The sequence below is a fragment of the Edaphobacter aggregans DSM 19364 genome (assembly GCF_000745965.1).
GTDB classification, from domain to species: domain Bacteria; phylum Acidobacteriota; class Terriglobia; order Terriglobales; family Acidobacteriaceae; genus Edaphobacter; species Edaphobacter aggregans.
The window spans coordinates 1-24,946 of sequence record NZ_JQKI01000021.1 but is presented as its reverse complement, the minus strand read 5'-3'; the positions used below and the strand labels follow the sequence as shown (position 1 = coordinate 24,946).

Here is a 24,946-nt window from a genome sequence, read left to right as displayed (position 1 = left end):
TCTGCTGTTCTACCGGGAGTTACTGAATCCATTCGACACAATTACTTCTTCAGCCATGGTTTCATCACATTTTTATTGAGAGCACGGTGAACGCGCCAATGCCATCAGCCCCGATCAGCGAACAAGAGCCAAGAACGACTCTGCCCGCCCGAGAGCCGCAACTTCCCCTGCCCGAGCCCGAGAAGCCGGGATCGGGTATTCGGAAGTGGCTTGTCCTCCTGATAGTCGCCGGCGTCGTGGGAGCGGCCATGTGGAAGATCCGCAAGAACATGGAGGATCAGACGGCGCAAGGCCAGAAGATGGCCGCAATGCTCGACCGGCCGATTCCGGTGCAGACGGCTCTCGTACAGCAGAGGACGATGCCGATCTACCTGACCCAGCTCGGCACCGTGACTGCATACAACACCGTGACGATCAAGTCGCGGGTGGACGGCCAGCTGATCCGCGTGAACGTTCGCGAAGGCGAGCATGTGCGCCAGGGACAGCTGCTGGCGGAGATCGATCCGGCACCGTACCAGGCAGCGCTGGCACAGGCGGAAGGTCAGCTAGCCCGGGACCAGGCGCAGCACACGAACGATCAAGCCCAGGCGGACCGCTATAAGGCTCTCTTTCAGACGGGGGTGGTCTCGCAGGAGAATGCTCAGATCCAGCAGTCCGCAGCGGGGCAGTCCGGCGGAGCGATCAAGGCCGATCAGGCTGCGATCGAGGCCGCCATGGTCAATCTGAACTATACGAAGATCACCGCTCCGATCAACGGTGTCGTTGGGCTCCGGCAGGTCGATCCGGGGAATATTGTGCATGCCTCCGATACGAACGGCTTGCTGGTGGTCACGCAGCTTGAGCCGATCTCCGTGATCTTTACGCTTCCGGAAGACCATCTTCCCGAGGTGCTTGATCTCATCCGCAAGGGCAGGAAGCTGATGGTGGAGGCGTACGACCGCTCGGGCGCCAACCATTTGGCGACCGGCAGCGTGCTGACCGTGGACAACCAGATCGATCCCACCACGGGAACCGTGAAGGTGAAGGCGGTGTTCGACAACAAGGATGGCGCGCTGTTTCCGAATCAGTTCGTCAATGTTCGCCTGATCCTCGAACAGAGGCCGAATGCGATCGTCATTCCGGCCGCGGCGCTGCTGTCGGGCTCGCAAGGCAGCTTCGTCTATGTGGTGAAGCCGGGAGATCCGCCCGCTGACCTTAAGGGTGCAAACCCAGCTGACGCAGGCAAGGCGGGACGCAAAGGTGCCGGAGCGGCGCCGGAAGCAGGGGCAGGCGCCGGCGCGCAGAACCAGCCTCACTTCTACGTTGAGGCGCGACCGGTCAAGGTCGACCTGACGGAGGGGTCGCAGATCATTCTGACCGGTGGCGTGCAGTCCGGCGAGCCGATTGTGGTGGATGGACAGGAGAAGCTACGGGAGGGCAGCCGCGTGATTCCTCGGCAGGCGGCGAACCCGAACGGGCCGCGCGCTGTGAATCCGAACCGCGCTGATACGGGTGTGGGCGCTGCCTCGCAACCCCAGCAGAACCAGTCGAATCCGAGCCAGGGAGCACAGTCAGGCCGCCAGGGCCGCGCAGGAGGCCAGCAGCCATGAGTCCCTCAAGGCCATTTATTCTTCGGCCGGTGGCCACCTCGCTTTTGATGGTGGCCATTTTGCTTGCCGGATGGGTCGCCTATCTGCAGCTTCCGGTCTCGGCGCTTCCGCAGGTCGACTACCCGACGATCCAGGTGATGACGTTCTATCCCGGCGCGAGCCCGGAGGTGATGGCATCGTCGGTCACCGCTCCTCTGGAGCGGCAGTTCGGCCAGATTCCGGGACTGACCCAGATGACCTCGACGAGCTCGGGCGGCGGCAGCGTCATCACGCTGCAGTTCGATCTGTCTGAGTCGATCGACATTGCCCAGCAGGACGTGCAGCAGGCGATCAACGCGGCCTACACCTATCTGCCGAACGACCTGCCGAATCCTCCGGTCTACAGCAAGGTGAACCCGGCCGACGCGCCGATTCTAACGCTGGCGCTGACAAGCGACTCGCTCCCGCTGGCAAAGGTCGAAGACCTGGCCGACACAGTACTGGCGCAGAAGATCTCGCAGCTCTCCGGCGTTGGGCTGGTTTCGATCAACGGCGGCCAGAAGCCCGCGGTCCGCGTTCAGGCGAACCCGACGGCGATGGCGAACTACGGGCTGAGCATGGAGGATCTGCGCTCTGCTCTCGGCACGGCCAACGTCGATCAGGCGAAGGGCAGTCTGAACGGCACGCACCAGGCTTATACGATCGGCGCGAATGATCAACTTCTCTCGAGCGCCGACTACAACAAGGTCATCATCGCCTACCGCAATGGATCGCCGGTACGGCTCTCTGACGTGGCCAACGCTGTGGACAGCGCGGAGAACCTGTACCAGGCGGCGTGGATGGGGACCTCGGCGCGGCCGGAGAGCAAGGACGCCACGGGCAGTGTCATTCCGGCGCGCGGGCCGGAGCTGAAGCCCGCCGTCATCCTCAACATTCAGCGCCAGCCGGGAGCGAACATCATCGGCGTCGTCGACGAGGTGCAGCAGCTGCTGCCGCAGCTTCGCTCGTCGTTGCCGGCGACGGTGACGCTGGAGGTGCTGACGGATCGGACCAATACGATCCGGGCCTCGGTGAAGGACGTTCAGTTCGAGCTGATGCTCACCATTGCGCTTGTTGTGATGGTGATCTTCCTGTTCCTGCGATCGCTCGCGGCTACCGTCATTCCCTCGATTGCCGTTCCGCTGTCGATCGTCGGAACCTTCGGGGTGATGTACCTGCTGGGCTACAGCCTCAACAACCTGAGCCTGATGGCACTGACCATCTCGACCGGCTTCGTGGTTGACGACGCGATCGTGATGATCGAGAACATCTCGCGCTATCTGGAGGAGGGCGATTCACCGCTCGAGGCTGCGCTCAAGGGCTCGGAGCAGATCGGCTTCACCATTGTCTCTCTGACGGTCTCGCTCATCGCCGTGCTGATTCCCTTGCTCTTCATGGGCGATATCGTGGGTCGTCTCTTCCGCGAGTTCGCGGTCACGCTCTCGGTCACGATTCTGATGTCGGCTGTGGTCTCGCTGACGCTGACGCCGATGATGTGCGCCAAGCTGCTGAAGCACAAGCCGGAGAGCCAGCAGAACGCCTTCTATCGCAAGAGCGAAGAGTTCTTCGACTATGTTATTGCGAAGTACGCGGTTGGCGTGCGGTGGGTGCTGCGTCATCAGACGCTGACGCTGCTGGTCACGCTGGCGACGTTTGTGCTGACGATCTATCTTTACATCGTGGTGCCGAAGGGCTTCTTCCCGGTGCAGGATACGGGCGTGCTGCTGGGCATCACTGAGGCTCCGCAGACGATCAGCTTCCAGGCGATGAGCACGCGGCAGCAGCAGCTGGCCCGCGTCATCCTGGAAGATCCGGACGTGGAGAGCGTCTCGTCGTTCATCGGCATCGATGGCACGAACTCGACGCTGAACAGCGGGCGCATTCAGATCAACCTCCGCGACCGCGAAGTGCGGACGACCTCCGCAACCGATGTGATTCAACGGCTCGGGCCCCGATTGGCGCAGGTGGAAGGCATTCAGTGCTTCCTGCAGCCGCTGCAGGACCTGACGGTGGAAGATCGCGTGAGCCGCACGCAGTATCAGTACTCGCTCGAGGATGCCAGCGCCGATGAGCTGGCGCATGCGACGAATCGCATGGTCGAGAAGCTGAAGCAGCTTCCCGAGCTGGCCGACGTGGCGAGCGACCAGCAGTTGGAGGGCCTGGAGGCGCATCTCGTCATCGATCGCGACACAGCTTCACGGCTGGGAATTACGCCGCAGAACATCGACGACACGCTGAACGACGCCTTTGCCCAGCGGCAGGTCTCGACGATCTTCACGCAGCTGAACCAGTATCACGTGGTGCTCGAGGTGGCGCCGAAGTTCCAGCGGAACCCTTCAGCTCTGGACAACATCTACGTGAAGAGTTCGAACGGCACGCAGGTTCCGCTCTCGACCTTCACACACTTCGAGGAGCGCCGGGCTTCGCTGGCCATCAATCACCAGGGGCAGTTCCCTGCCGTAACAATCTCGTTCAATCTTGCGCCGGGCAAGTCGATCGGCGATGCCGTGGCTGCGGTCAACCGCGCCAAGGCAGAGCTGAACCTGCCGCCGAGCGTGAACGGCGAGTTCCAGGGCACCGCGCGCGCGTTTGAGGCCTCGCTGAGCAACGAGCCTTTGCTGATTCTCGCCGCGGTGATCGTCGTCTACATCGTGCTGGGCGTGTTGTACGAGAGCTACATTCACCCGATCACGATTCTTTCGACGCTTCCATCGGCAGGCGTCGGCGCGATTCTGGCACTGCTGCTGTTCCACATCAACCTCAGCGTCATTGCGCTGATCGGCATTATTCTGCTGATCGGCATCGTGAAGAAGAACGCGATCATGATGATCGACTTTGCCCTGGAGGCGGAGCGCGAACACCAGATGCGGCCTGAGGAGGCGATCTATCAGGCCTGTCTGCTGCGCTTCCGTCCGATCATGATGACGACGATGGCGGCGCTTCTGGGAGGTCTTCCGCTGGCGATGGGAACCGGAACCGGAAGCGAGTTGCGGCGTCCGCTGGGAATCTCGATTGTTGGCGGCCTGATCGTCTCGCAGATTCTTACTCTCTATACGACGCCGGTCGTCTACCTGTTCTTCGACCGAATCGGGCGGAAGTATCTCCGCACGGACGAGGCTGCCCGTGAGTTCCACGAGCACGAGCATGCGGTGAGTGCGGACTGATGGCAGAGCATAGGCGCAACGACGATCTGATCGAGGCTCGCAAAGAGGCCGCGAAGATGCCCAAGGCAGCGGGCGTTCACTTTTCCGCGCCCTTTATCAAGCGACCTGTAGCGACGACGCTGCTGTCGATTGCCATCATTCTGGCCGGAGTGGTCGCTTACACGCTGCTTCCGGTCGCGAGCCTGCCGCAGGTCGAGTTTCCAGTGATCTCGGTCGGAGCCGGTCTGCCGGGCGCCGATCCGGAGACGGTGGCCTCGGCCATCGTGACGCCGCTGGAGCGGCAGTTCGCCCGCATCGCGGGCGTGAACGAGATGACATCCTCCTCGGGCCTGGGCAATGGATCGATCACGATGCAATTTGACCTGAGCCGTGACATCAATGGAGCGGCGCGGGATGTGCAGGCGGCGATCAATGCCGCGCGCAGTCAGCTGCCATCGAACCTGCCGCAGAATCCCAGCTACCGGAAGATCAATCCGGCGGACTCGCCGATCCTGATCCTGGCGCTGACTTCACAAACGCTTTCGGTTCCGCAGATGTACGACGCGTGCGACAGTATCCTGGCGCAGAAGATCGCGCAGGTGGAGGGCGTCGGCCAAACGTTCTGCGGCGGCAGCGCCAAGCCTGCGGTTCGCATCGAGGCGAACCCGACGCAGCTGTTCAACTACGGCCTCGGACTGGAGGCGCTGCGTGGAGCCATCGGTACGGTGAACGTGAACCAGCCGAAGGGATACCTGCAGAACGACACGCACCGATGGAGCATCAGCACGACGGACCAGCTCTTCGGGGCCGCGGCGTATGCTCCGCTGATCATCGCGACGGATCGCGGGCCGGTGAGCTCGGCGGCTGCTTCGAATGGGCTGCCGACATCGTTGCAGAGCGCGATCAGTAGCTCAAGCAGCTCGACCAACACATCCACAGGCAGCACGAAGCCATCGTCGAGCGCGAGTCCTGCTGCGGCTTCCCATGGCATCGTGCGGATTCAGGATGTTGCTGATGTCTACGACGGTGTCGAGAACAGCTATACGGGCGGATTCTTCAATGGGAGGCCGGCGATCCTGGTGATTGTCTTCAAGACGTCGGCGGCGAACGTAATCGAGACCGTTGACAACGTGCTGAGGCTGCTGCCGAATCTGCAGGCGGCGATTCCTCCTGCGATTCAGCTTCACGTTGCACTCGACCGGACGACGACGATTCGCGCCTCGGTGAAGGACGTGACGAGGACGCTGATCATCTCGATCCTGCTGGTGATCATGGTCGTCTTCCTGTTCCTGCGCGAGGTGCGGTCGACGCTGATTCCAAGCGTGTCGGTTCCCTTGAGTCTCCTGGGAACGTTTGGGATTATGTACCTGCTGGGGTATACGCTGGATAACCTCAGCCTGATGGCGCTGACGATCTCGACGGGCTTCGTGGTGGACGACGCGATCGTGGTGATCGAGAACATCTCGCGGCATCTGGAGAGCGGCAAGAAGCCGTTCCAGGCGGCGATGGACGGCTCGCGCGAGATCGGCTTTACGGTGCTGTCGATGAGCACGTCGCTCATCGCAGTCTTCATCCCCATCTTGTTGATGGGCGGAATCGTGGGACGGCTCTTCCGCGAGTTTGCCGTGACGCTGTCGGTGGCCATCATGGTCTCGCTGGTCGTCTCGCTGACGACGACGCCGATGTTGAGCGCGAAGTTTCTGGAACCCCATGAGAAGCGCACGCACGGCCGCTTTTACCGCCTGGGCGGACGCATTCAGGACTGGCTGGCGGGAGAGTACGAACGCGGACTGAAGTGGGTGCTTCAGCATCAGGGACTCGTGCTGCTGATCACCGTTCTTACCTTCGCGCTGAATGTCTATCTGTACATTCTGGTTCCGAAGGGCTTTTTTCCTCAGCAGGATACAGGTCGCATCGGGGGACAGATTCGCGGCCAGCAGGATGTCTCGTTCGACGCGATGAAGCCTAAGGTGGAACAGCTGGCCAAGATCGTGCAGCAGGATCCGGGCGTCCAGAACGTGATGTCGTTTGTCGGCGGCGGCGGTCCGGGCGGCGGCGGAAGCAACATGGGGAACATGTTCGTCTCGCTGAAGACAGATGATGAGCGGATAAAGCGAGGCGACACGGCGGAGGTGATCATCGGCCGATTGCGGCAGAAGACAGCGGGGATTCCGGGCGTGACGCTGTATCTGCAGGCGTTCCAGGAGCTGCGCATCGGAGGACGAAGCTCAGCGACGCAGTATCAGTACACGCTGATGGCCGACAGCCTGAAGGATCTGGATGAATGGGCACCGAAGCTGATGGCCGCGATGCAGAAGCTTCCCGAGCTGAAGGACGTGGCAACCGATCAGCAGGACGACGGGTTGCAGGCGCAGCTGGTGATCGATCGCGATACGGCGTCGCGGCTCGGCGTTTCGCCGCTGGCGATTGATGCGACGCTGTCGGATGCGTTCGGGCAGCGGCAGGTTTCTACGACCTATCGTCCGCTGAACCAGTATCACGTGGTGATGGAGGTTGCGCCGCAGTACCAGCGCGATCCGGACGCTCTCAGGAACATTTATGTGAAGAGCACGACGGGCGCGATGATTCCGCTGTCGGCGATCACGCATTACGAGACGGAGCGGATTCCGCTGACGGTGAATCACCAGTCGCAGTCGCCGGCGGCGACGCTGAGCTTCAATCTGACTCCAGGCGCGTCGCTGAGCCAGGCGACGGAGGCGATCGAGCAGGCTCGTGTGGACATCGGGATGCCTTCGACGATCCACGGCGGTTTTGCGGGAACGGCGCAGGCGTTCAAGGATTCGCTCTCGAGCGAGCCGGTGCTGATTCTGCTGGCTCTGGTTGCGGTCTACATCGTGCTGGGGATGCTGTATGAGAGCTTCATTCATCCGCTGACGATTCTTTCGACGCTGCCTTCGGCGGGCGTGGGCGCGATTGTGGCTCTGCTGTTGTTCAAGGTGGATCTGAGCGTGATCGCGATGATCGGCATCATTCTGCTGATCGGCATTGTGAAGAAGAACGCGATCATGATGATCGACTTTGCGCTTGCGGCCGAGAGGCTGGAGGGCAAGACTCCGGTGGAGGCGATCTATCAGGCTTGCCTGCTGCGCTTCCGGCCGATCATGATGACGACGATGGCGGCGCTGCTGGGCGGTCTGCCGCTGGCGCTGGGGACTGGAACGGGAAGCGAACTGCGGCGTCCGCTGGGCATCACGATCGTCGGCGGGTTGATCGTCTCGCAGTGCCTGACGCTGTTTACGACTCCTGTGGTCTACCTCTTCTTCGACCGTCTGCGGGGAAGGTTCGCGCGGATGGCAGAGCGGAAGAAGCCGATGCGGGCGGTGCCCCAGACGGTTACGGGAGATTGACCCCCTCCCCCCTTCGTTTTTGTAAATTATCTCGATTCAATAGTTTGCGTGTTTTCCGCAGGCTAAAATATTGAATCGAGATGGTTTATGGGTAAAAACATTGATTCTAAGAGAGTAAGCCCCGTGCGCTTTTGGCGTCCGGGGCTTTTGATTTCTCCAGCTTTTTAAGTATAGCGGGGCGAGGGAAATTAATCGGCAACTTTGGGGTGGGGTTTTAGTGATTTGTTTTGTGTTGGTTGGAGTGGAATTCGTAGCTTAGGGGGCTTGACAGCTGTCGCGGAGTAAGAATGTGCCGGGGAGTGGCAGGTCTTGACGCCACCTGCATTCGCGGCGTTGCGAACGGCTGGAACTACTGCGATTCTTTCCCTGAAGCCCAGTCCTCCCCCAGAGGCAACGGCAAAAGCAGAGCAACGGTAACGGCAAAACAACTGCAACGGCAAAAGCAACGGCAACGGCAACGGCAAAAGCAAAATGCGGGGGTTCTTCGCTTCGCTCAAAATGACGAGGAAAATGACGAGGAAAGGCCGATGTTAGACGAGGGCGGGTTTGGTGATTTCTCCTGGGACTTCGCTGGGGGTGATTGGGGTTGGGACGCTTTCGTAGGGGAAGTAGGCGTTGTGGATGTACTCCGAGAGCATGCGGTGGGTGTTGAAGAAGCTGCCGTTGATTCCGATGCAGTGCCGCTGGAGGCGGGCCCAGGCGAGCGGGCTGGCGAAGAGGGGGGCGACGGCCTTTTCGAGCTTGTTGTAGAGGTGAGCGGCCTCGTCGGCCTCGGAGCGGCCGTCCTCAATGGCCCATCCGGTGGTGTTCTCGGCGCAGCCCTCGATCCACCAGCCGTCGAGGATGGAGAGGGAGGGGACGCCGTTGAGGGCGGCCTTCATGCCGGAGGTTCCGGAGGCCTCGTAGGGTCGGCGCGGGGTGTTGACCCAGACGTCGACGCCCTGGGTGAGGAGGGCTCCCAGTTCCCAGTCGTAGTTTTCGACGTAGTAGATCTTGAGGAACTCGGAGTTGAGTTTGACGGCGGCGGCGTAGACGTCGCGAATGAGGGCTTTGCCGGCGTTGTCGGCGGGATGGGCCTTGCCGGCGAAGAGGATCTGGAGGCCGCCGATCTTTTCGGCGATGGCGCAGAGGCGGTCGGGGTCCTGCAGGAGGAGGCCGGCGCGCTTGTAGGTGGCGACGCGGCGGGCGAAGCCGAGGGTGAGGACGGAGGGATTGAAGTAGTGTCCGGTGCGGCGGGCGAGCCAGGCGAAGAGGCGGTGCTTGTTCTTGGCGTGGCAGGCGGCGATACGCGCGGGGTCGACGCCGTAGATGGAGCGGAAGTAGTTGTTGTCGGTGCGCCAGTCGGGGATCTCCTGATCGAGGAGCTCCTGGAAGGAGGCGGAGAGCCAGGTGGCGGCGTGGACGCCGTTGGTGATGGAGTGGACCTTGTACTCGGGGAACATGATCTGGGAGACCTTGCCGTGCTGCATGGCCACTCCGTTGACGTAGCGGGAGAGGGCGAGGGCGAGGTAGGTCATGTTCATGAGGCCGTTGTGGAGGCCTCCTGAGGCGTCGACGGCGGATCCGCGATCGTGGCCGAGGACCTGATACATCTGGTCGAGGCCGAACTGGTCGTGGCCGGCGGGGACGGGGGTGTGGGTGGTGAAGACGCACTGCCTGCGCACGGCCTCGCGGTCAGCGTCGGATGCTTCGCTGAGACGGCGGGAGCCGAGGCGCTCTTCGAGGAGGCCGATGGTGAGCAGCGCGGCGTGGCCCTCGTTCATGTGATAGACCTCGGGCTTGACGCCGAGGGCCTGGAGGAGGGCGATTCCGCCGAGGCCGAGGACGGCCTCCTGGCAGAGGCGATAGTAGGTGTCGCCGCCGTAGAGGTGGTCGGTGAGCCTGCGGTCCCAAGGGTCGTTGCCGTCGATGTCGGTATCGAGGAGGAAGACGGGAACAATGTGGCCGGTGGTTCCGGTGACGTCGAAGCGCCAGGCGCGGACCTGAACCTGGCGGTTCTGGATGGTGAGGGCGATGGTCTTGCCGGCGGTGGGGAGGGTCTCAGGCGACCAGGGGACGTCGACCTCGGACTGCAGGCCTAGGTCGGAGAGCTGCTGGCGGAAGTAGCCGCGGCGATGCGCCAGGGAGATGGCGACCATGGGGGCTGAGGTGTCGGCGGCGGAGCGGAGGGTGTCGCCGGCGAGCATGCCGAGACCTCCGGAGTAGGTGGGGAGTGCCGGGGAGAGCGCGATCTCCATCGAAAAGTATGCGATGCTGCGGCGGGTGAGATCGAGGGTGGCGGGAGCAGCGGAGGGAAGACTCATGCTGTGGTGTTCCTTTTCAAAACCGGCCCGAAAAACTGCCTACAACTGTTATGACGGCTTCTGTGGGCGCCCTGTTGCAGTCAAGACCTCGAATGCACTGGATATGGTGCGCTCGGTGTTCTGGGCCCGTTGGCGTGAGTTTATCAAAGGGGAGTATGGGAGGACCTGCAAGAAGGGGTCATCTGGGGTGGTTCAGTGGGGGTATTGACAGGTTTTTGGCGAGATTGCGGGATGGAGAGTGATTGATTTTGCAAGGCGTTGGTGGCGGGCGAGCGAACTACTGAGATTCTCCGCTCCGCTCAGAATGACGGCGAGAGGAGACGGGTCAGAATGGCGAAGAAATGGGAGCTAGCTGGAGAGGGCGGTTGTGGTGGCCTGGTCGAGGCGGCGCCAGATCTGGTCGAGCCAGGCGAGGTGCTCGGGCTTCATGAGAACTGAGCGGAGGCAGGTTACGGTGCCGGTGGTCTGGCCGGGGAAGGTTTCGGGGGGAAAGAAGCGGAGGGGCAGGTTGGCGAGGGCGAGGTGGAGGTCGAGGCGGGCGGCCTCGTCGAAGATGCGCTGGGCGAGGGCGGAGGAGGCCGCGGGGGTTTGTTTGGGGGAGCGGACGGCGCAGAAGACGATATCGAGCTCAGGTGGGGCGATGGGGGCGAGGAAGCGCGGGGCTGAACTTGCAGAATCGGCAGCGATGCGGCGGTTGAATTCGAGGGCGGCGGCGCGGCATTGCTCGAGGCCGCGGGCGAACTGGCCGTTGGGGGTGTAGGGGAGAAGGCGCTGGGTGGCCCAGAGGGCGACGGCGGAGGCTCCGGCGCGTGAGCACTCGAGGGAGATCTCGCCGAGGTGGATTTCCTTGGAGGAGAAGTAGGTGTAGGGGGAGTCGTGTTTGTAGAAGCGGCCGACGGTGGGGTCGCGGAAGAGGACGGCTCCGCAGCCGTAGGGCTGGAGGCCGTGCTTGTGGGGGTCTACGACGATGGAGTCGGCGTGGGGGATGGCGTCGAAGGCAGCGCGGGCTCCGGGGCCGAGGTTGGAGGCGAGGGTGAAGTAGCCTCCGTAGGCCGCGTCGATGTGGATGCGGAAGGGGTACTTGTCGCGGAGGGCGAGGATTCGATCGAGGGGATCGACGGAGCCGATGGCTGTGGTGCCGAGGGTGACGACGACGGTGCCGATCTCGTTGGTCTGGAGGAGCTGCTCGAGGGCGGCGAGGTCCATGCGGCCGGAGGCGTCGGACGGGACAGAGACGAAGGGGAGGCCAAGGACGGAGGAGATTCGGGAGTGAGTGTAGTGGGCCTGGTCGGAGGCGGCGATCTTTTTGCCGGGGGCGAGCTGGCTTGCGACCCAGAGGGCTTCGAGGTTGGCGAAGGTTCCGCCGCTCGAAAGATGGCCGAGGTGCTGGGGCCAACGGAACATTTTGGCGAGAGCGGCCACGGCTTCGACCTCCATGGCGGAGCTGGCGCGTCCGCCGTCAAGGGCGTGGTTGTTGGGGTTGACGGACATGGCGAGGGCGTAGGCGGCGCGTGCGATGGGATGCGGCGGCTTGAGCATCTGGCCGGCGTAGAGAGGGTGAGCGTAGGGGTAGTTGTCGTGGAGACGCGTGGCGGCGTCGCGGAGGATGGCGGCGGCATCGGGGCCGAGAGGCTCGGAGGGGGCGGGAGGAAGATCGGCGAAGCCCTGGTCAAGCTGGTGCTGGGCGCGGCTGAGGAGGGCGAAGAGATTGCTGGAGGAGTCGTTCATTGGTTCCGTGATGGGGTTCCGTGAGGGTGCCTGTTTCGTGATGGTCGATCCGGTCGAAGGGAACGCAGATCCTTCGACTTCGGCTCTCGCGATAAGACTGCGAGAGGCTTCGCTCAGGATGACACTTTCTTTTATAGCTCGCGGCTAGCTTTGAGTTTCTCTTCGGCTCGAATGCCGTGGTCTAGAAGATGTCTTTGGTGACGAAGCCGAGCTTGATGGCGTAGCCGGCACCGATGGCGAGCAGGAAGGCAGCGATAGTCCATGTTGAGTCGCAGAGCCGCTTGCGGAGGGCCTGCAGGACGAGGATGGCGAGAAAGACGCCGATGGCGAGGAGGAGTCCATCGGGGACGAAAAAGTGCGTGGCCCGCGCGGTGGTGGTGGTGGCCCAGTGCAGATTGAAGGGATGCAGGAGGCTGCCGACGGCGAAGATGATGAAGAAGAGAAAGAACTGCAGGATGGTGAAGAGGATGTTTTTAGTCATTGTCCCGAGGCCTTTGCTGCGTATGGCATGCCTGATGAGGATGCTAAATGCAACGAGGAGTTACCGTCAGCCCCGATAGCGTTTTTTCGCGGCAGCGAGGGCAAGGTTCAGGCTTCCTTGGTGTGGCGGGAGGAATGGTCTGGGATCGTATCGGGCTTGGAGTGTCGCCGAGAGTGTGGTGGCTCGGTGGCGATTAAGGTTGGCCGCCACCGAGCTGTTTGAGGAGTTTACTTATGCCATGGGCTGTCCGAGGAATTCCTTGGCTTTGATGATCTCGGAGTCCCACTTCTTCAGTTGCTCTGGGTTGAGGAAGTTCACGACACGCTGGCGAATCTGATCACGCTGGCCGGCCACTTGCTTGACGATATCGGCCTTTGTGACGCCTGGATGTTCCTTCATGTAATCGCCCAGCTTTCCACGAGCATCCTGAAAAGCAGTTTGCAGTTTTTCTTTCTGATCAGAGGTGAGTTGCAAATCCGCTGCGAATCTCTTCACTTCGTTAGCGACTTGCTCACGTTGTTCTGGTGTCAGATTCATGTCAATACTCCTTTTTTAGGCCTGGCGCCTCTGTATCCAGACTCGAACGTTGTTCTGCTCAAGTCCATTAATGGGAGCGAATTTTGGACCAGGGTTTAGGAAACGGTTGCTTACGTTATGAGGAGGGCCCGTTACCATCGAACCGTTTCGTGACAATTGATGGCGCAGTGGAATATAGACGGCGTGTCCCATGATTGGCAACGGGCCTGGGCCCAATGATCACAGGGCCGCTATCCATCACATTTGGATTCTTACTCTTCCGGAGATGGTAAAAAAAAATAGCGAATCCTTCAGATCCTCACGAAACAAGGTCTGAGGCGATCGTCACCCGAATGCATCGCCGAGATACTCAGGAGCGCTCCGGAGTCATTCGTGAGAGGACGTTTACTTGCTGGATTCGAACAACTGGTAACGGTGTTCGAGCTGCCACTGTTCCGCAGCCTTTTCGCTGGAACGGAAGAAGGCGAGGCACTTGGGTGTGGGGTTTTCAGAGCCGAGGGGTTGTGCGGCGCAGGCGGGATTCACAGCGGTGAAGACGTCGGGTTGGGACCAGAGGCTAGCTCCGGGGAGGAAGCTGTGCTCGAGCGAGGTGCGGGCCATGCGCTTGAGGTCGAGGTAGGAGAGTGAGAAGTCGAGTGCGGCACGGGTGTACTCGTGAGTAATGTTGATGCGCGAGACGCCTTCGTCGTCGGTGGAGAGCGCGACGGGAACGCCGGCGGCGCGGTAGACGGGCAGCGGATGCCACTGCTTTTCGACGCCGAGGATGACGTCGTTGGAGGTGAGGTTGATCTCGGTCATGATGTGGCGCGAGGCCATCTCCTTGAGTAGGGCCTGGGGCTCGTTCTCGTACATGATGTCGACGCCGTGGCCGATGCGCTCAGCATGGCCGAGGTCGATGGCCTCGCGGATGTGGAAGCGGAGGCCGTCGGGCGGGACGAGGCCGGGGGCGAGTTCGCCGGCGTGAAGCGAGATGTGCACACGCGGGTAGATGCTGTGCAGGTAATCGAGCATGAGCATCTGACGGTGGTACTCGGACATGGAGAGATAGCTGTCCTCGGGCATGACGAAGTTGAGGCCGACGATGCGGGGTTGACCGGAGTCGAGCTCCGCCTGCACGACCTCGAAGCCGAGGAGCGTCTGCGCGAAGACCTGCTGGGGCGGGAAGCCGCGGAGGACCTGGTAGAGGAAGCGGATCTTGACGGAGCAGGCGCGTGTGGCGGCGGGCGTGCCGCAATTTTCGATACGATTGCGCCCGTCGAGCGCGTCGGACAGCTCCTGGAGATTGGCGGCGGCGATGTCGCGGAGTCCGCCGGCGAGGAGCTGGTCGCGGAGCTTTGCGAGGTCGGCGTGTGTAGTACCTGTCGCATCGCCGGTGCGGTTCATCGCGGGGTCGGCGGGCGTGGAGGGCCAGGGGATGGAGTAACCAAGTTTCGCCGCGGCGGAGAAGTCGGGCGTCTGCATGATCTCGAGGTACTGCTCGTTCTGCGCGGCGGCGCGCGTGGCGACCTCGTCGAGCCACTCATAGACATGGCGCTGCTTGATGGAACCGAAGCGGGAGAAGGTGGCGAAAAACTGGTCGTGTCCGCTGACGCCGGCCGAGGAGACGAAGCTGCGCATGGAGAAGTTGTCGACGAGAGCGTCGTAGAGCTTCTGGTCTTTGAGGGCGTCTTCGGCGCGGCGATTCCCTTCTCCGCAGATCTGCTGCGGAGGAAGGCTGCTGGCGGCGGAAGAGGGCTTGAAGAGACTGCGAGTTGCGGGGCTGTAGCAAAGCTCGTCGGCGACGGCCTGGCGAATGAATGTCTCGGCGTAGACGGCGCCGGAGAGGTGCATGTGGAGGTCGCCGCCTTTGGGCATGTTGACGAGGAAGGCGGTGAGCTCGAGCGGGTTCTTCTTTGCGGCTTCGAAGGCTTGGATGGCGCGCTGTTCCTGCGGGGTCGGGAATAGGCGAGAAGGCTTTGCCGCGGTCTGGGACTGGGCGAAGGAGACGAGGCAGAGGAGGAGCGCAACCGCGAGGCGCTGGGCGGGACGGGGCATGAAAGCGTCCTTTGAATTAGATAAGAGGTGTCGTTGGTGCAAGGATAACGTGAAGGCGAGTTTGGAGAGAACGGCTTCGAGTTGCTATACTTGATTTGCGTTTGAGCCGCGGGCTCCCTGCCCGGTGGCGAGCTCCCCTGAAAAGGCAGATGCAACAGACGTACGCCCGGGTGTTCTTGGCGATCCCCGATGTGGCGTTTTGCTTGAGTGCCAAGGCCAGATAGCTCAGTGGTAGAGCGCGGCCCTGAAAAGGCCGGCGTCGGCGGTTCGATCCCGTCTCTGGCCACCATTTAGAATCAATGATTTACGAAGCACAAAGATGAGCCACCCCTGACGGGAGGCTTTCGCGCGTTTTGGCTAAATAACCTGTTATGAATAACATGACGCTTTTCGGGAATGGTCGTGTATTGGTCGTGCGCTGCCCTTGCCGATAAAGGCGCCCTTCCAAGCCTATGGGAATGTGATAGATGTGCATATATAAGAACGATCGACGCCAGCCTATTCCAAGATCGCTCTCTTTATTCATTGACGCTTCAAACGAGGTGGAGAAGAGAGCGTCGTCTGTCTGCTCCGCAGTAACGGACATTTTCAAAAGCGCAGCAGCAGGTCAACCCAGACTCATGGGGTGCGAGCCCGTATCGCTAACAGTGAAGTAAATTCGCCAAAAATGAATAGCAGTCGGCTTCCTGGGAGGGTCACTTGTCCGCAAAGGCGACTTTACGTCCATGTGCCAACTTCCGAGTTCCCCCCCAACCGCAAGCATCTCAACGGTCACAGTGCGGTGTCGAGAAACGGCCCGCCTTACCGTCGCCTCTCTTTTGAAGACCGCTCGTCCTCGGACAAAACGCTCCCCAGGTACAGCGTCAGGGCCTTCTTATATTCTGCGATGATCAGAGGCTTGTCCCTCGGACCTGCTTCCGCGTAGAGCGTTGTCATGCCTTTGACCATCTGGAGAGTGATGTTTGCGGCCAACATAGCCTTGTCGCTGGTGAGCGATGGGTCCTTCGCTCTAAATGCGTTCGCGATAGCAACGCGCAAAGCCCTGCGCGCAGCCGGATCACGAGAAAACCGGATCGGCGCGGCCAGTAACTGCAGATAGGCGGGACGTTCCCTTAGAAATTCGACGACGCGTTCGAGAAACGTCTCCGTAAATACGGTGTGAGACAGTGTCTCCGCCTGTCCTATCAAAGGCTTCCAATAAGCCTCGACCTTCTGTGTGTATTGGTTCAAAAGAGCGAAGGCCATGGATTGCTTGTCTGGGAAATAGTGATAAAGCGTGCCAATCCCGGAACCGCTACGCTCGGCGATAGCAGTCATCGTTGTGGCCTCATAGCCGATCTCTGCGAAGAGCACCTCTGCAACATCCAGAAAATTAGCAAGCCGCCGTGTTGCCCGCTCCTGCTGCGGCTCCACTCGGACAGAATTTGGGACAGTCGAAGGCATCCTCGCATTTTATGCTAATCAGTTCGAGGGTGCCGTCGCTTTCTGGAGCCGCAAATCTCCGCTTCAGCTCAACATCATGCTTGACATAAATATGTAATGGATCAAGGGTGCCAAGCGACATATCTTTTACTTCATAAAGTCGAGGATGTCCTCGGTTCTTAACTCGTGATTGGCACCAACCACTCCTTACCGATACCGGCAGCTAGACCAACAATAACCTCAGCCCCTAGGAGAAACTGTATGCCGGACAAACACAACATCACACTAGCGTACACAGGAGCCGGCGGCACGATTGTTCACCGGATATTGCTGAAGCTGCTTTCAAGCGACGATCGAGTGGAGCATAGAGCCCAAAACAGAGGCCGATCATGCCTGGCTGGAACTCAGCAGTGGATGGAAAAAATAACCGACATGGTCGCCAGCGCTGCCCAACAGAGAGGTTCAAAATGACCGCTGAGAAATTACCTATGTGCCCTATCGAACAGAATCCTGTTGCTACGAACGTAGCCGTCCCGCCTTTGCAGGGATTCCGTTCCTCCCGTCATCTCTCCAGCCTGCGACAATACCTCGACGCTCTGCGTGATCTCGGCGAACTCCAGGAGATCGCACACGAGGTCGACTGGAATCTTGAAATTGGCGCGGTGACCCGCCGCTGCTACGAGACCGGCGCGGCCGCTCCTCTGTTCGGCCGCGTCAAGGGTGCCGAACCCGGGTTTCGCGTGTTGGGCGCTCCCGCAGGTCTTAGTGCTCGTCCGGGCCAACGCTTCGCCCGCATCGCCGTTTCGGTCGGGCTGCCGCCGGGAGCAACAGCGCTTGAGATCGTGGAAGCGCTGTCCCGCGCTGAAGACAATCCGCCTATCCCGCCTCGCGTCGTCGAGGACGCACCCTGCAAGCGAAATGTATTCACAGGCGACGCAGTGGACCTGATGCGTCTGCCGACGCCGCTCATCCATGACGGCGATGGCGGGCGCTACATCAACACTTGGGGAACGATCGTCGCACGTTCGCCAGACGGCGCTTGGACCAACTGGTCGATCGCTCGGATCATGCTACGAGACCGCAACACGATGGTTGGCATCGTCTCGCCGCAGAAACATGTCGGCCGCGTGCACGCCATGTGGAAGGCGATTGGCAAGCCCATGCCCTTCGCGCTCTCACTCGGCCAGGATCCAGTGGTGCCGTTCTTCGCTGGGATGCCGCTGCGTGACGGCATCTCTGAGGGGCCAGTGATCGGTGGTTACGTGGGTGAGCCGATCGAGGTTGTTCGCTGCGAAACCGTCGACCTGGACGTTCCGGCATCGTCTGAGATCGTCATTGAGGGCCATCTCACCCTCGACGAGATGGATGCGGAAGGTCCGATGGCCGAGTACCCAGGCTACATCGTACCAAGCTCGCGTAAATTGCGGCCGTTGTATCGCGTTTCGGCGATGACATACCGGGACGATCCCATTCTGCCAATTGTCGCGGCCGGATACCCGCCGGAGGAGAATCACACCTGCTGGGGCATCGGCATCGCGGCAACCGTGCTGGCCGAGTTGCGCAAGAATGGCTGGCCGGTGACCGCCTGCTTTGTCCCGTTCGAGGCAGCATGCCACCTACTTGTCGTAACTGTGTCGGGGAATTGGAAGCGGCGCACCGCCCACACGAACGCCGCCGATTTTGCGCGTGCATTGGGCGATTACGTGTTTTCACTCCGAGGCGGGCAAGTGGTGCCGCGCATTTTCGTCGTACTGGACGACGTGGATCCGAGTAATCCGGCCGACGTGCTATGGGCTATGGTGACACGCGTCCATCCTGGCGACGGTGAGATCATGTTCCCCACCCTGTCCGCCAATCCTCTGAATGCCTTTATGCGGGGCAACGAAAAAGCGGCCATGTTCACCACAAAGGCCGTGCTCAACGGGCTTCCTCGTGACGATTGGGCTGCTGACCAGGTGCCTGTTCGCGCCGATTTCGCGACGCTTTATCCAGAGGAGCTCAAACGCAAGGTGCTCGCCGGCTGGACAACCCTCTATGGATTTCCGGGTGATATGTGTATCTGACACGGTCAGAAATTAATTCCCCAATGAACGTGAGGGCAAATATGAGAGTCGTAGTAGGCATTACCGGTGCGACAGGCGCGATCTTTGGGATCCGCATACTTCAAGCGCTTCGCGAGCTGGGCGTCAATACTGAAGTCATCTTAAGCAAGTGGGCGAGGGTAACCATACAGCACGAGACGGAGTTTACTGCACCAGAGGTAGAGGCGTTGGCCACTGAGGTTCACTCCAATAGCAATCTTGCTGCGTCTATTTCGAGCGGATCGTTCAAGACAGATGGCATGATCATTGCTCCGTGCAGCATGAAGTCGCTTGCAGCGATTCGTAGTGGATATGCTGCCGACCTGATCGGACGTGCGGCAGACGTAGTGCTGAAAGAACGACGCAAGCTGGTTCTTCTTCCTCGCGAAAGCCCACTCAACGATATTCATCTTGAGAACATGTTGGCGCTGAGTCGAATGGGCGCAGTGATGATCCCGCCGGTTCCTTCTTTCTATAACCGCCCCAGGAACCTGGATGAGATGGTAGACCACATTGTCGCGCGCGTTCTCGATCAGTTCGGACTCGAAACGCCACAGGCTGTTCGGTGGCATGGCCTTCGCGAATCAGAGGCCATGGCAACGCATTGATTTAACGAAAACTGCAATGGAAAGGGTCTGGACATGCGTATTGCTTCAATCGAGACGATCATTGTTGATCTTCCCACTCGCCGCCCGCATCACCTGGCAATGGCGACCATCAACAGCCAAGGAAGAGTCCTGACCAGGATTCGCGACGAGAATGGAAATGAAGGGATCGGCGAAGCCCCTGTTATCCCACATTACGGGGCAGAGACCGTCGAAGGCATCAAATCGTTGATCGACGATTATCTGAGTCCGTCCGTCATCGGCCAGAATCCGCCAGCGTTGGAGGCCATCCTGCTAACAATGGACAAAATAGTGAAGGATAACGCCTATGCGAAGGGCGTAGTCGAGATGGCCTGCGTCGATCTGACAGCCCGCAGCTTCGGCGTTTCCGCCGCTACACTTTTCGGGGGCGCCGTGCGTGAACGAATCCCTACGCTATGGGTGTTGGGAACCGGAGATGCAGCGAAGGATATCGCGGAGGCTGAGGAGAAAATGGCTGCAGGGCTCTACAAACTGTTCCTCGTTAAGATCGGCAAGGGCGACCCGCACGATGACGTTGCCCGGGCTGCCGCAGTGAAGCAGGCGCTGGGCGACCGGGCGCGCGTACACGTCGACATCAATCAGAGTTGGAATGAGACCACGGCAGTTTGGGCGATTGAACGGTTGCAGGACGCTGGTATCGCCGTTATCGAACAGCCACTGCCTCGCGCGGATATCGAAGGGATGCGGCGGCTAAGCGAGCGCTTCGCCGTGCCGATCATGGCCGACGAGGCAGTGGACACCATAGACAGTGCAATGGCTTTTGCGCGCAATCGCGCCGCCGGTGCATTTTCCCTCAAACTCGTCAAGCATGGTGGTCTACTGCGCACCCGCAAGGTGGCTACAATTGCGGAGGCCGCCGGGCTGTCGCTGTTCGGTGGCACCATGCTCGAGAGCAGTATTGGAACCGCCGCGTCAGCGCAGCTCTTCTCCACGGTCTCGCGGCTCGATTGGGGTTGCCAGCTCTTCGCACCGGAATTGTTCAGCGATAGCCTCACAGTTGAGCAGCTTGTCTACCAGGATTTCCACCTTGTCGTCCCGTCCGGTCCTGGCTTCGGCATGACCATTGATCCCGACAAACTTGCTTTTTATCGGCGAGATGGGGGCCGGTACCGCCGCGCCATGTGAACAGTGACGATGTGCCTTGGCAATCCTCTCTCCTGCCGCAGTGATCTGCTCCCCGCAATGGGCACGCTGATCCCTGTCCGTGTTTTGCTCGGAATAGGAACCTCGGGGGCCTATTCGTCTGCGATGTGCCTTTTCCGCACGCAGGCTGACCGTATTGGTGCGGACCCCTTCCACTCAGCGATCCGGGTGGGCGATGGCCGGCATCACGGGAATGTCTTTGAGTTTTTCGAGCTTCACCTTGAAGCGTGTGGGGTACTGCTTCGGGTCAGTAATCGTCTTCGGCTCAGTCGACCGCCAGGTAAACAGGCAGTCGTCACAGCCGTAGAGCGTCCATACGCCTGCAACAGGAGACTCGAATCGAACCCCTGTCGAGATAGACTCACATCGTGGGCAAATCAGAGTGCTTTTATCTGTCATTATGATTCCTCTCAGTCTTTGCTAACATCAGGCGTGCTTCATCAAAGCCTGCAGCTTTGGCAACCAGTCCTTTGCTTCCAGCGGATCCAAGACCTGCATAGAGTATTCGCCATGCTTTTCAGGCGGCGCCGGGGTCGTGGCATCGATGATCATCTTGTGGGTGATCCCAGGAGGCTCCGAACCCGGATCAAGAGCCAAAACCGATAGGTCCGGTATGACGACTGTGTCGTATTTCGGATTGACCTTGGTCGATATCGCCCACATAACTTGAGGCAGGTTGAATGGATCGACGAAGTCATCGACGACAATGACGACCTTTGCATAACCCAAACCATGGGGCGTTGTCAGGACGGACATGCCGACCGCCTTGCCGAAGCCACCAACCCGTGTCTTCGTAGAAACGATGACGATAAGGCCATGCGTATAGAGGGCATTGACCGCTTGTATCTCCGGAAATTTCTCCTTGAGCTGCACATAAAGCGGCGGGCAGGTATTGAGGAACATGTAGTCGATCTCGGTCCAAGGCATGCCGATCGACGTATATTCATAGATCGGGTCCTTGCGATGCCAGACTTTGGTGATTTCGACCGATACCATGTTTCGCAGCCCGGACAGGTGACCCGTAAATTCACCGTAGGGACCGTCAGGTTCGCGGACTCCAGGAGTGACATGGCCTTCGAGGATATACTCGGCACCCCAAGGAGCCTGGAGGCCATTTTCGAGCGTTACCACTGGATAAGGCTCCTCGTGCAGGGCACTCGCCATCTGAAACTCATACTGACCGTACAGCAGAGGCATGGATGCGACGATGCTAAGTACTGGATCGTTGCCCACGGCGATCACGATGGGGAGTGGCTTGTTCTCGCGTTCTGCAGCCTGAAAATGGAGCGCGATATCGTGCTCAGGCACAAACTGTGCACTCAACCGGTTCGGGCCTTTCACCTGCAACCGATACATGCCGACATTCCGCTCATCGGGATGATCTGGATGACGCGATACGACCGAGGCTTTGTTGATATAGAGGCCGCCGTCGCCAGGATTGAGCCTGAAATGCGGCATTAACTCATAAAGATTGATGTTTTCCGTGATTTGAACTTCCTGCCACGGTGCCGTCTTCCGCTCCTCGACAACCCCTTTGGAAAAGTTCTGATAACGGCGGCAGAACTCATGGAACTGCGCCTTGGGCGGCGTATCTTTCGGCAGGCCCATCATGAGAGCCATATTGGGCCACGAGCCATGCACGTTAATGGCAAGCTGCGCCTTCCCGTATCCCTTGATATTGTCGAAAATCAATGCCGGTGCGGTCTCTCCGAGACCCTTGTTAGCAGCCGATGCGGCTGCTCCAATATCCGGTTCAGGTAAGACTGGCTCGCTGATTCGCAAAAGCTGATTGTTCTCGGCGAGGAGTTTCAGAAAACTTCGAAGATCTTTGTAGGCCACGTTAGACTTACCTCCACAGTGAAAATGGGTTTGCTGATTGCATTGTTCGTTTCGCTTAGCGTTTGCCGGTTTCCAGATACGAACGCAACCGCGTCAGCGCTTCGCCCCAATAGGTGTTGCAGAGCGGCAGATGCGGGTCATTGTTATGCCATCCTGCATCGCTCAGTTCGACAAGGGTTTTGCTATCGGTTTCATTAGAGAAGGTGATGGTCAAGGTCTTTCCGGCGGACGAACCAGGACCTTCGACGCAGGTCTGTACGATCTTATGGCCGGGATCGAGCTCAACCGTCCGCCAGCCGAAGTGCAGACCGGGGTGTCGTTCTATGGTGAGCGTCTTGCCGACACGGACCTCACCCTGGACGCGGCCCAGCTGCCAGCCGGCTAATCCGGCGATGTCAGTGAATGCGTGGTAGGCTGCGTCACGAGAAGCCCCAACTCTGATTGCATGTCGAAGTGTTGTCATAACATTCTCCTTTGTTCGAAAAGTGGCGCTACTTTACCTCTGCGAATTCGTGATTGGTGACATTACCGGCTTTCATTCCTTCCCAACGACGGGCAGCGGAGTGATCGAGCCCAAACTGATCGAGGATACGGACCGCCAGGTGATCGACGGTTCCGGTCGCCCGTTGGATGCGAGGTCGGTGTCCTTCCGTCCGAGATCTAATGAGTTCAGCGTAGCTCCATAATCGAGGACACCCTCGACTTTATGAATAAGACAATATGCCACTGGGCACCCTTGATCTATTACATGTTTATGTAAAGCATGATGAGTTGATAGCGGAGACTTGCGGTTAAGAGCGGTTCAAGACAACCGAAGTAAACAGCTATGCGGACCACGAAATTGCTAAGGGCATTTCGCTGCGGAAAATTCTGAGCGGATGCAACCACTGCCACAAGACCCAGAGGCATGAAAGATAGCGAGTTCGGATCTCAGTAGCGTCATATGAACCGCATAGATTGCTTCCTCAACTGCCGTTGTGAAACCTTCGTCAGCTATTCTCGCGCTGTTCAATGACCAACCACGGTTTGCGCTGAGGTACGTCCAGACCCAATGAAAAAAGACGCTGAACCGCAGGCTGCCCTCAGCCATCTTCATCCCTGTGCGAATTGAACTCATTGCTCGCCAAACTAAAGACTTGAGTGGAGAGGGTGCTTCCAAATCGGCCGCGTTGGCAAATCCATCGAAGCATCCGTTTCGCGACACTGCTTTGTCTTTCACCGCTTTGATTACGGTGCTAAATGAGCATCCATACCATAGTTTTGGCCCTTCTCCTCACGCTTGTGATGGTACGTGGATTCGCCCAGAACGCTGCCTTACCGTTGTCTCTCTTTTGGAGGCCGCTCGTCCTCGGACAAAACGCTTCCCAGATACAGCGTCAGTGCCTTCTTATACTCTGTGATGATCAGAGGTTTCTCTCCTGGGCCTGCTTCCGCATAGAGCGTTGTCATGCCTTTGACTATCTGGAGCGTGATGTTTGCGGCCAACATAGCTTTCTCATTGGTGAGCGATGGGGCCTTTGCTCGAAAGGCATTCGCAATTGCGACGCGTAAAGCCCTGCGTGCACCTGGGTCACGGGAAAACCGGATCGGCGCGGTGAGCAACTTCAGATAGGCGGGGCGTTCCCGTAGGAATTCAGTGATGCGTTCCAGGAACGTCTCTGCAAACGCGGTGTGGGACAGGGTCTCTGTCTGTTCCGTCAAGGGCTTCCAATGCGCCTCGATCTTCTTTGCATATTGGTTCAGAAGAGCGAGGGCCATGGATTGCTTGTCTGGGAAATAGTGATAAAGCGTGCCAATCCCGGAACCGCTACGCTCGGCGATAGCAGTCATCGTTGCAGCTTCATAGCCGATCTCTGCGAAGAGTTCCGCTGCAGCATCCAGAAAATTCGCAAGCCGCCGTGTTGCGCGCTCCTGCTTCGGCTTCACCCGGACAGAATTTGACAAAGTCGAGGTCATCCTCGTATTTTATACGCATAGAGCCGAGGGTGTTCTCGCTTCCTGGAGCTACCTTGAACTCATTGGATTTCGAACCAAAGAAAACCGCCCTCAGGGAGAGTGAGCTGCAACTGAATCTCCTCGCCGAGAATCTCCCTGCGGTTCTGTTCAAGGCCGCACCAGACGGGAGGCTCGTCTACGTCAATCAAAAAGGGATCGAGTACACCGGAAGAACACTAGAGACTGTTAATAACTTTAATTCCCATCTGTAGGAAGGCGGTGATTGTGTTGTTGTCATCGTGCAGCATAGTTTGTATGGGGAATAAGGGTCAGGTTGGTTATCCGAGCGATGTGAGCGATGAGGAGCGGGCGTTTGTAGCGCCCTATCTGGCGTTGTGTCGGGAGGACGCTGCGCAGCGGTCGCACAGTTTGCGAGCGGTGTTCAACGCTCTGCGCTGGCTGGTGAAGACTGGGGCGCACTGGCGGATGATACCGAACGATCTTCCGCCGTGGCCGGTGGTGTACCAGCAGACGCGGCGCTGGATCGGTGCCGGATGCTTCGAGATCATGGTGGAAGACCTGCGCTCTCTGTTGCGTGAGTTTGCCGAGCGCAAGCCACAGCCCACGGCGATGGTGGTGGACAGCCGGACGCTGCAGTCCACGCCGGAGTCGGGTGCG

At 59.6% G+C, this 24,946-nt stretch carries 17 protein-coding genes and 1 tRNA gene; 8 read left to right on the top strand and 10 right to left on the bottom strand.

Annotation, left to right across the window (positions count from 1 at the left end; all coding sequences use genetic code 11):
- Positions 1-98: 98 nt before the first annotated feature.
- Genes Q363_RS10770 through Q363_RS10760 form a run of 3 tightly spaced genes read left to right on the top strand, consistent with a single transcriptional unit; the run spans position 99 to position 8,118 of the window.
- Complete coding sequence (locus tag Q363_RS10770) at positions 99-1,589, top strand: efflux RND transporter periplasmic adaptor subunit (RefSeq protein ID WP_051978643.1); 1,491 nt, start codon at positions 99-101, stop codon at positions 1,587-1,589.
- Positions 1,586-4,771, top strand: a complete 3,186-nt coding sequence (locus tag Q363_RS10765) for a multidrug efflux RND transporter permease subunit (RefSeq protein ID WP_035349968.1) — start codon at positions 1,586-1,588, stop codon at positions 4,769-4,771. The genes Q363_RS10770 and Q363_RS10765 overlap by 4 nt, the downstream gene beginning before the upstream one ends.
- A 56-nt stretch (positions 4,772-4,827) precedes the next feature.
- Positions 4,828-8,118: an efflux RND transporter permease subunit gene (locus Q363_RS10760; protein ID WP_035350112.1), complete on the top strand. Its 3,291-nt coding sequence runs from the start codon at positions 4,828-4,830 to the stop codon at positions 8,116-8,118.
- 530 nt (positions 8,119-8,648) lie between these two features.
- Here Q363_RS10760 and glgP read toward each other — a convergent pair.
- The 5 genes from glgP to Q363_RS10735 form a co-directional block, all read right to left on the bottom strand.
- Positions 8,649-10,421 (bottom strand): alpha-glucan family phosphorylase, encoded by a 1,773-nt coding sequence (gene glgP, locus Q363_RS10755; RefSeq protein ID WP_035349966.1) that lies wholly within the window; start codon positions 10,419-10,421, stop codon positions 8,649-8,651.
- Between the two features lie 348 nt (positions 10,422-10,769).
- Complete coding sequence (locus tag Q363_RS10750; RefSeq protein WP_035349964.1) at positions 10,770-12,149, bottom strand: pyridoxal phosphate-dependent decarboxylase family protein; 1,380 nt, start codon at positions 12,147-12,149, stop codon at positions 10,770-10,772.
- 181 nt (positions 12,150-12,330) lie between these two features.
- Entirely contained in the window at positions 12,331-12,630 is a 300-nt protein-coding gene (locus tag Q363_RS10745; RefSeq protein ID WP_035349962.1) for a hypothetical protein, read from the bottom strand.
- Between the two features lie 231 nt (positions 12,631-12,861).
- On the bottom strand, positions 12,862-13,167 hold the full coding sequence (locus Q363_RS10740; protein ID WP_035349960.1) for a hypothetical protein: 306 nt from the start codon (positions 13,165-13,167) through the stop codon (positions 12,862-12,864).
- Positions 13,168-13,551: 384 nt separating this feature from the next.
- On the bottom strand, positions 13,552-15,201 hold the full coding sequence (locus tag Q363_RS10735; RefSeq protein WP_084080234.1) for an adenosine deaminase family protein: 1,650 nt from the start codon (positions 15,199-15,201) through the stop codon (positions 13,552-13,554).
- Between the two features lie 214 nt (positions 15,202-15,415).
- Here Q363_RS10735 and Q363_RS10730 point away from each other — a divergent pair.
- Positions 15,416-15,490, top strand: a tRNA-Phe gene (locus Q363_RS10730).
- 512 nt (positions 15,491-16,002) lie between these two features.
- Here Q363_RS10730 and Q363_RS10725 read toward each other — a convergent pair.
- Positions 16,003-16,644 (bottom strand): TetR/AcrR family transcriptional regulator, encoded by a 642-nt coding sequence (locus Q363_RS10725; RefSeq protein ID WP_035349958.1) that lies wholly within the window; start codon positions 16,642-16,644, stop codon positions 16,003-16,005.
- 446 nt (positions 16,645-17,090) lie between these two features.
- On the opposite strand from Q363_RS10725, the gene Q363_RS10715 reads away from it, so the two are divergent.
- The 3 genes from Q363_RS10715 to Q363_RS10705 are packed head-to-tail and all read left to right on the top strand — an operon-like array spanning position 17,091 to position 20,476.
- Positions 17,091-18,686 carry a UbiD family decarboxylase gene (locus Q363_RS10715; protein WP_169746962.1) on the top strand — a complete coding sequence of 532 codons (1,596 nt, stop codon included), beginning with the start codon at positions 17,091-17,093 and terminating at the stop codon, positions 18,684-18,686.
- A gap of 41 nt (positions 18,687-18,727) precedes the next feature.
- Entirely contained in the window at positions 18,728-19,312 is a 585-nt protein-coding gene (locus Q363_RS10710; protein ID WP_035349954.1) for a UbiX family flavin prenyltransferase, read from the top strand.
- 33 nt (positions 19,313-19,345) lie between these two features.
- On the top strand, positions 19,346-20,476 hold the full coding sequence (locus tag Q363_RS10705; protein ID WP_035349952.1) for a muconate cycloisomerase family protein: 1,131 nt from the start codon (positions 19,346-19,348) through the stop codon (positions 20,474-20,476).
- Between the two features lie 174 nt (positions 20,477-20,650).
- Here Q363_RS10705 and Q363_RS10700 read toward each other — a convergent pair whose 3' ends face one another.
- The 4 genes from Q363_RS10700 to Q363_RS10685 all read right to left on the bottom strand — a co-directional run bounded on the left by Q363_RS10700 (position 20,651) and on the right by Q363_RS10685 (position 24,259).
- Positions 20,651-20,893, bottom strand: coding sequence for a non-oxidative hydroxyarylic acid decarboxylases subunit D (locus Q363_RS10700; protein WP_051978641.1), 243 nt, complete (start codon positions 20,891-20,893; stop codon positions 20,651-20,653).
- 27 nt (positions 20,894-20,920) lie between these two features.
- The gene (locus Q363_RS10695) at positions 20,921-22,333 is read right to left on the bottom strand and encodes a non-oxidative hydroxyarylic acid decarboxylases subunit C (protein WP_035349950.1); all 1,413 of its coding nucleotides are present in this window, start codon (positions 22,331-22,333) and stop codon (positions 20,921-20,923) included.
- A gap of 55 nt (positions 22,334-22,388) precedes the next feature.
- Complete coding sequence (locus Q363_RS10690) at positions 22,389-22,796, bottom strand: SRPBCC family protein (RefSeq protein WP_035349948.1); 408 nt, start codon at positions 22,794-22,796, stop codon at positions 22,389-22,391.
- A gap of 851 nt (positions 22,797-23,647) precedes the next feature.
- On the bottom strand, positions 23,648-24,259 hold the full coding sequence (locus tag Q363_RS10685; RefSeq protein ID WP_245632155.1) for a TetR/AcrR family transcriptional regulator: 612 nt from the start codon (positions 24,257-24,259) through the stop codon (positions 23,648-23,650).
- Between the two features lie 324 nt (positions 24,260-24,583).
- Here Q363_RS10685 and Q363_RS10675 point away from each other — a divergent pair.
- Positions 24,584-24,946, top strand: a 363-nt coding sequence (locus tag Q363_RS10675) for a transposase (protein WP_035349945.1), incomplete at its 3' end; no start/stop codon positions are given.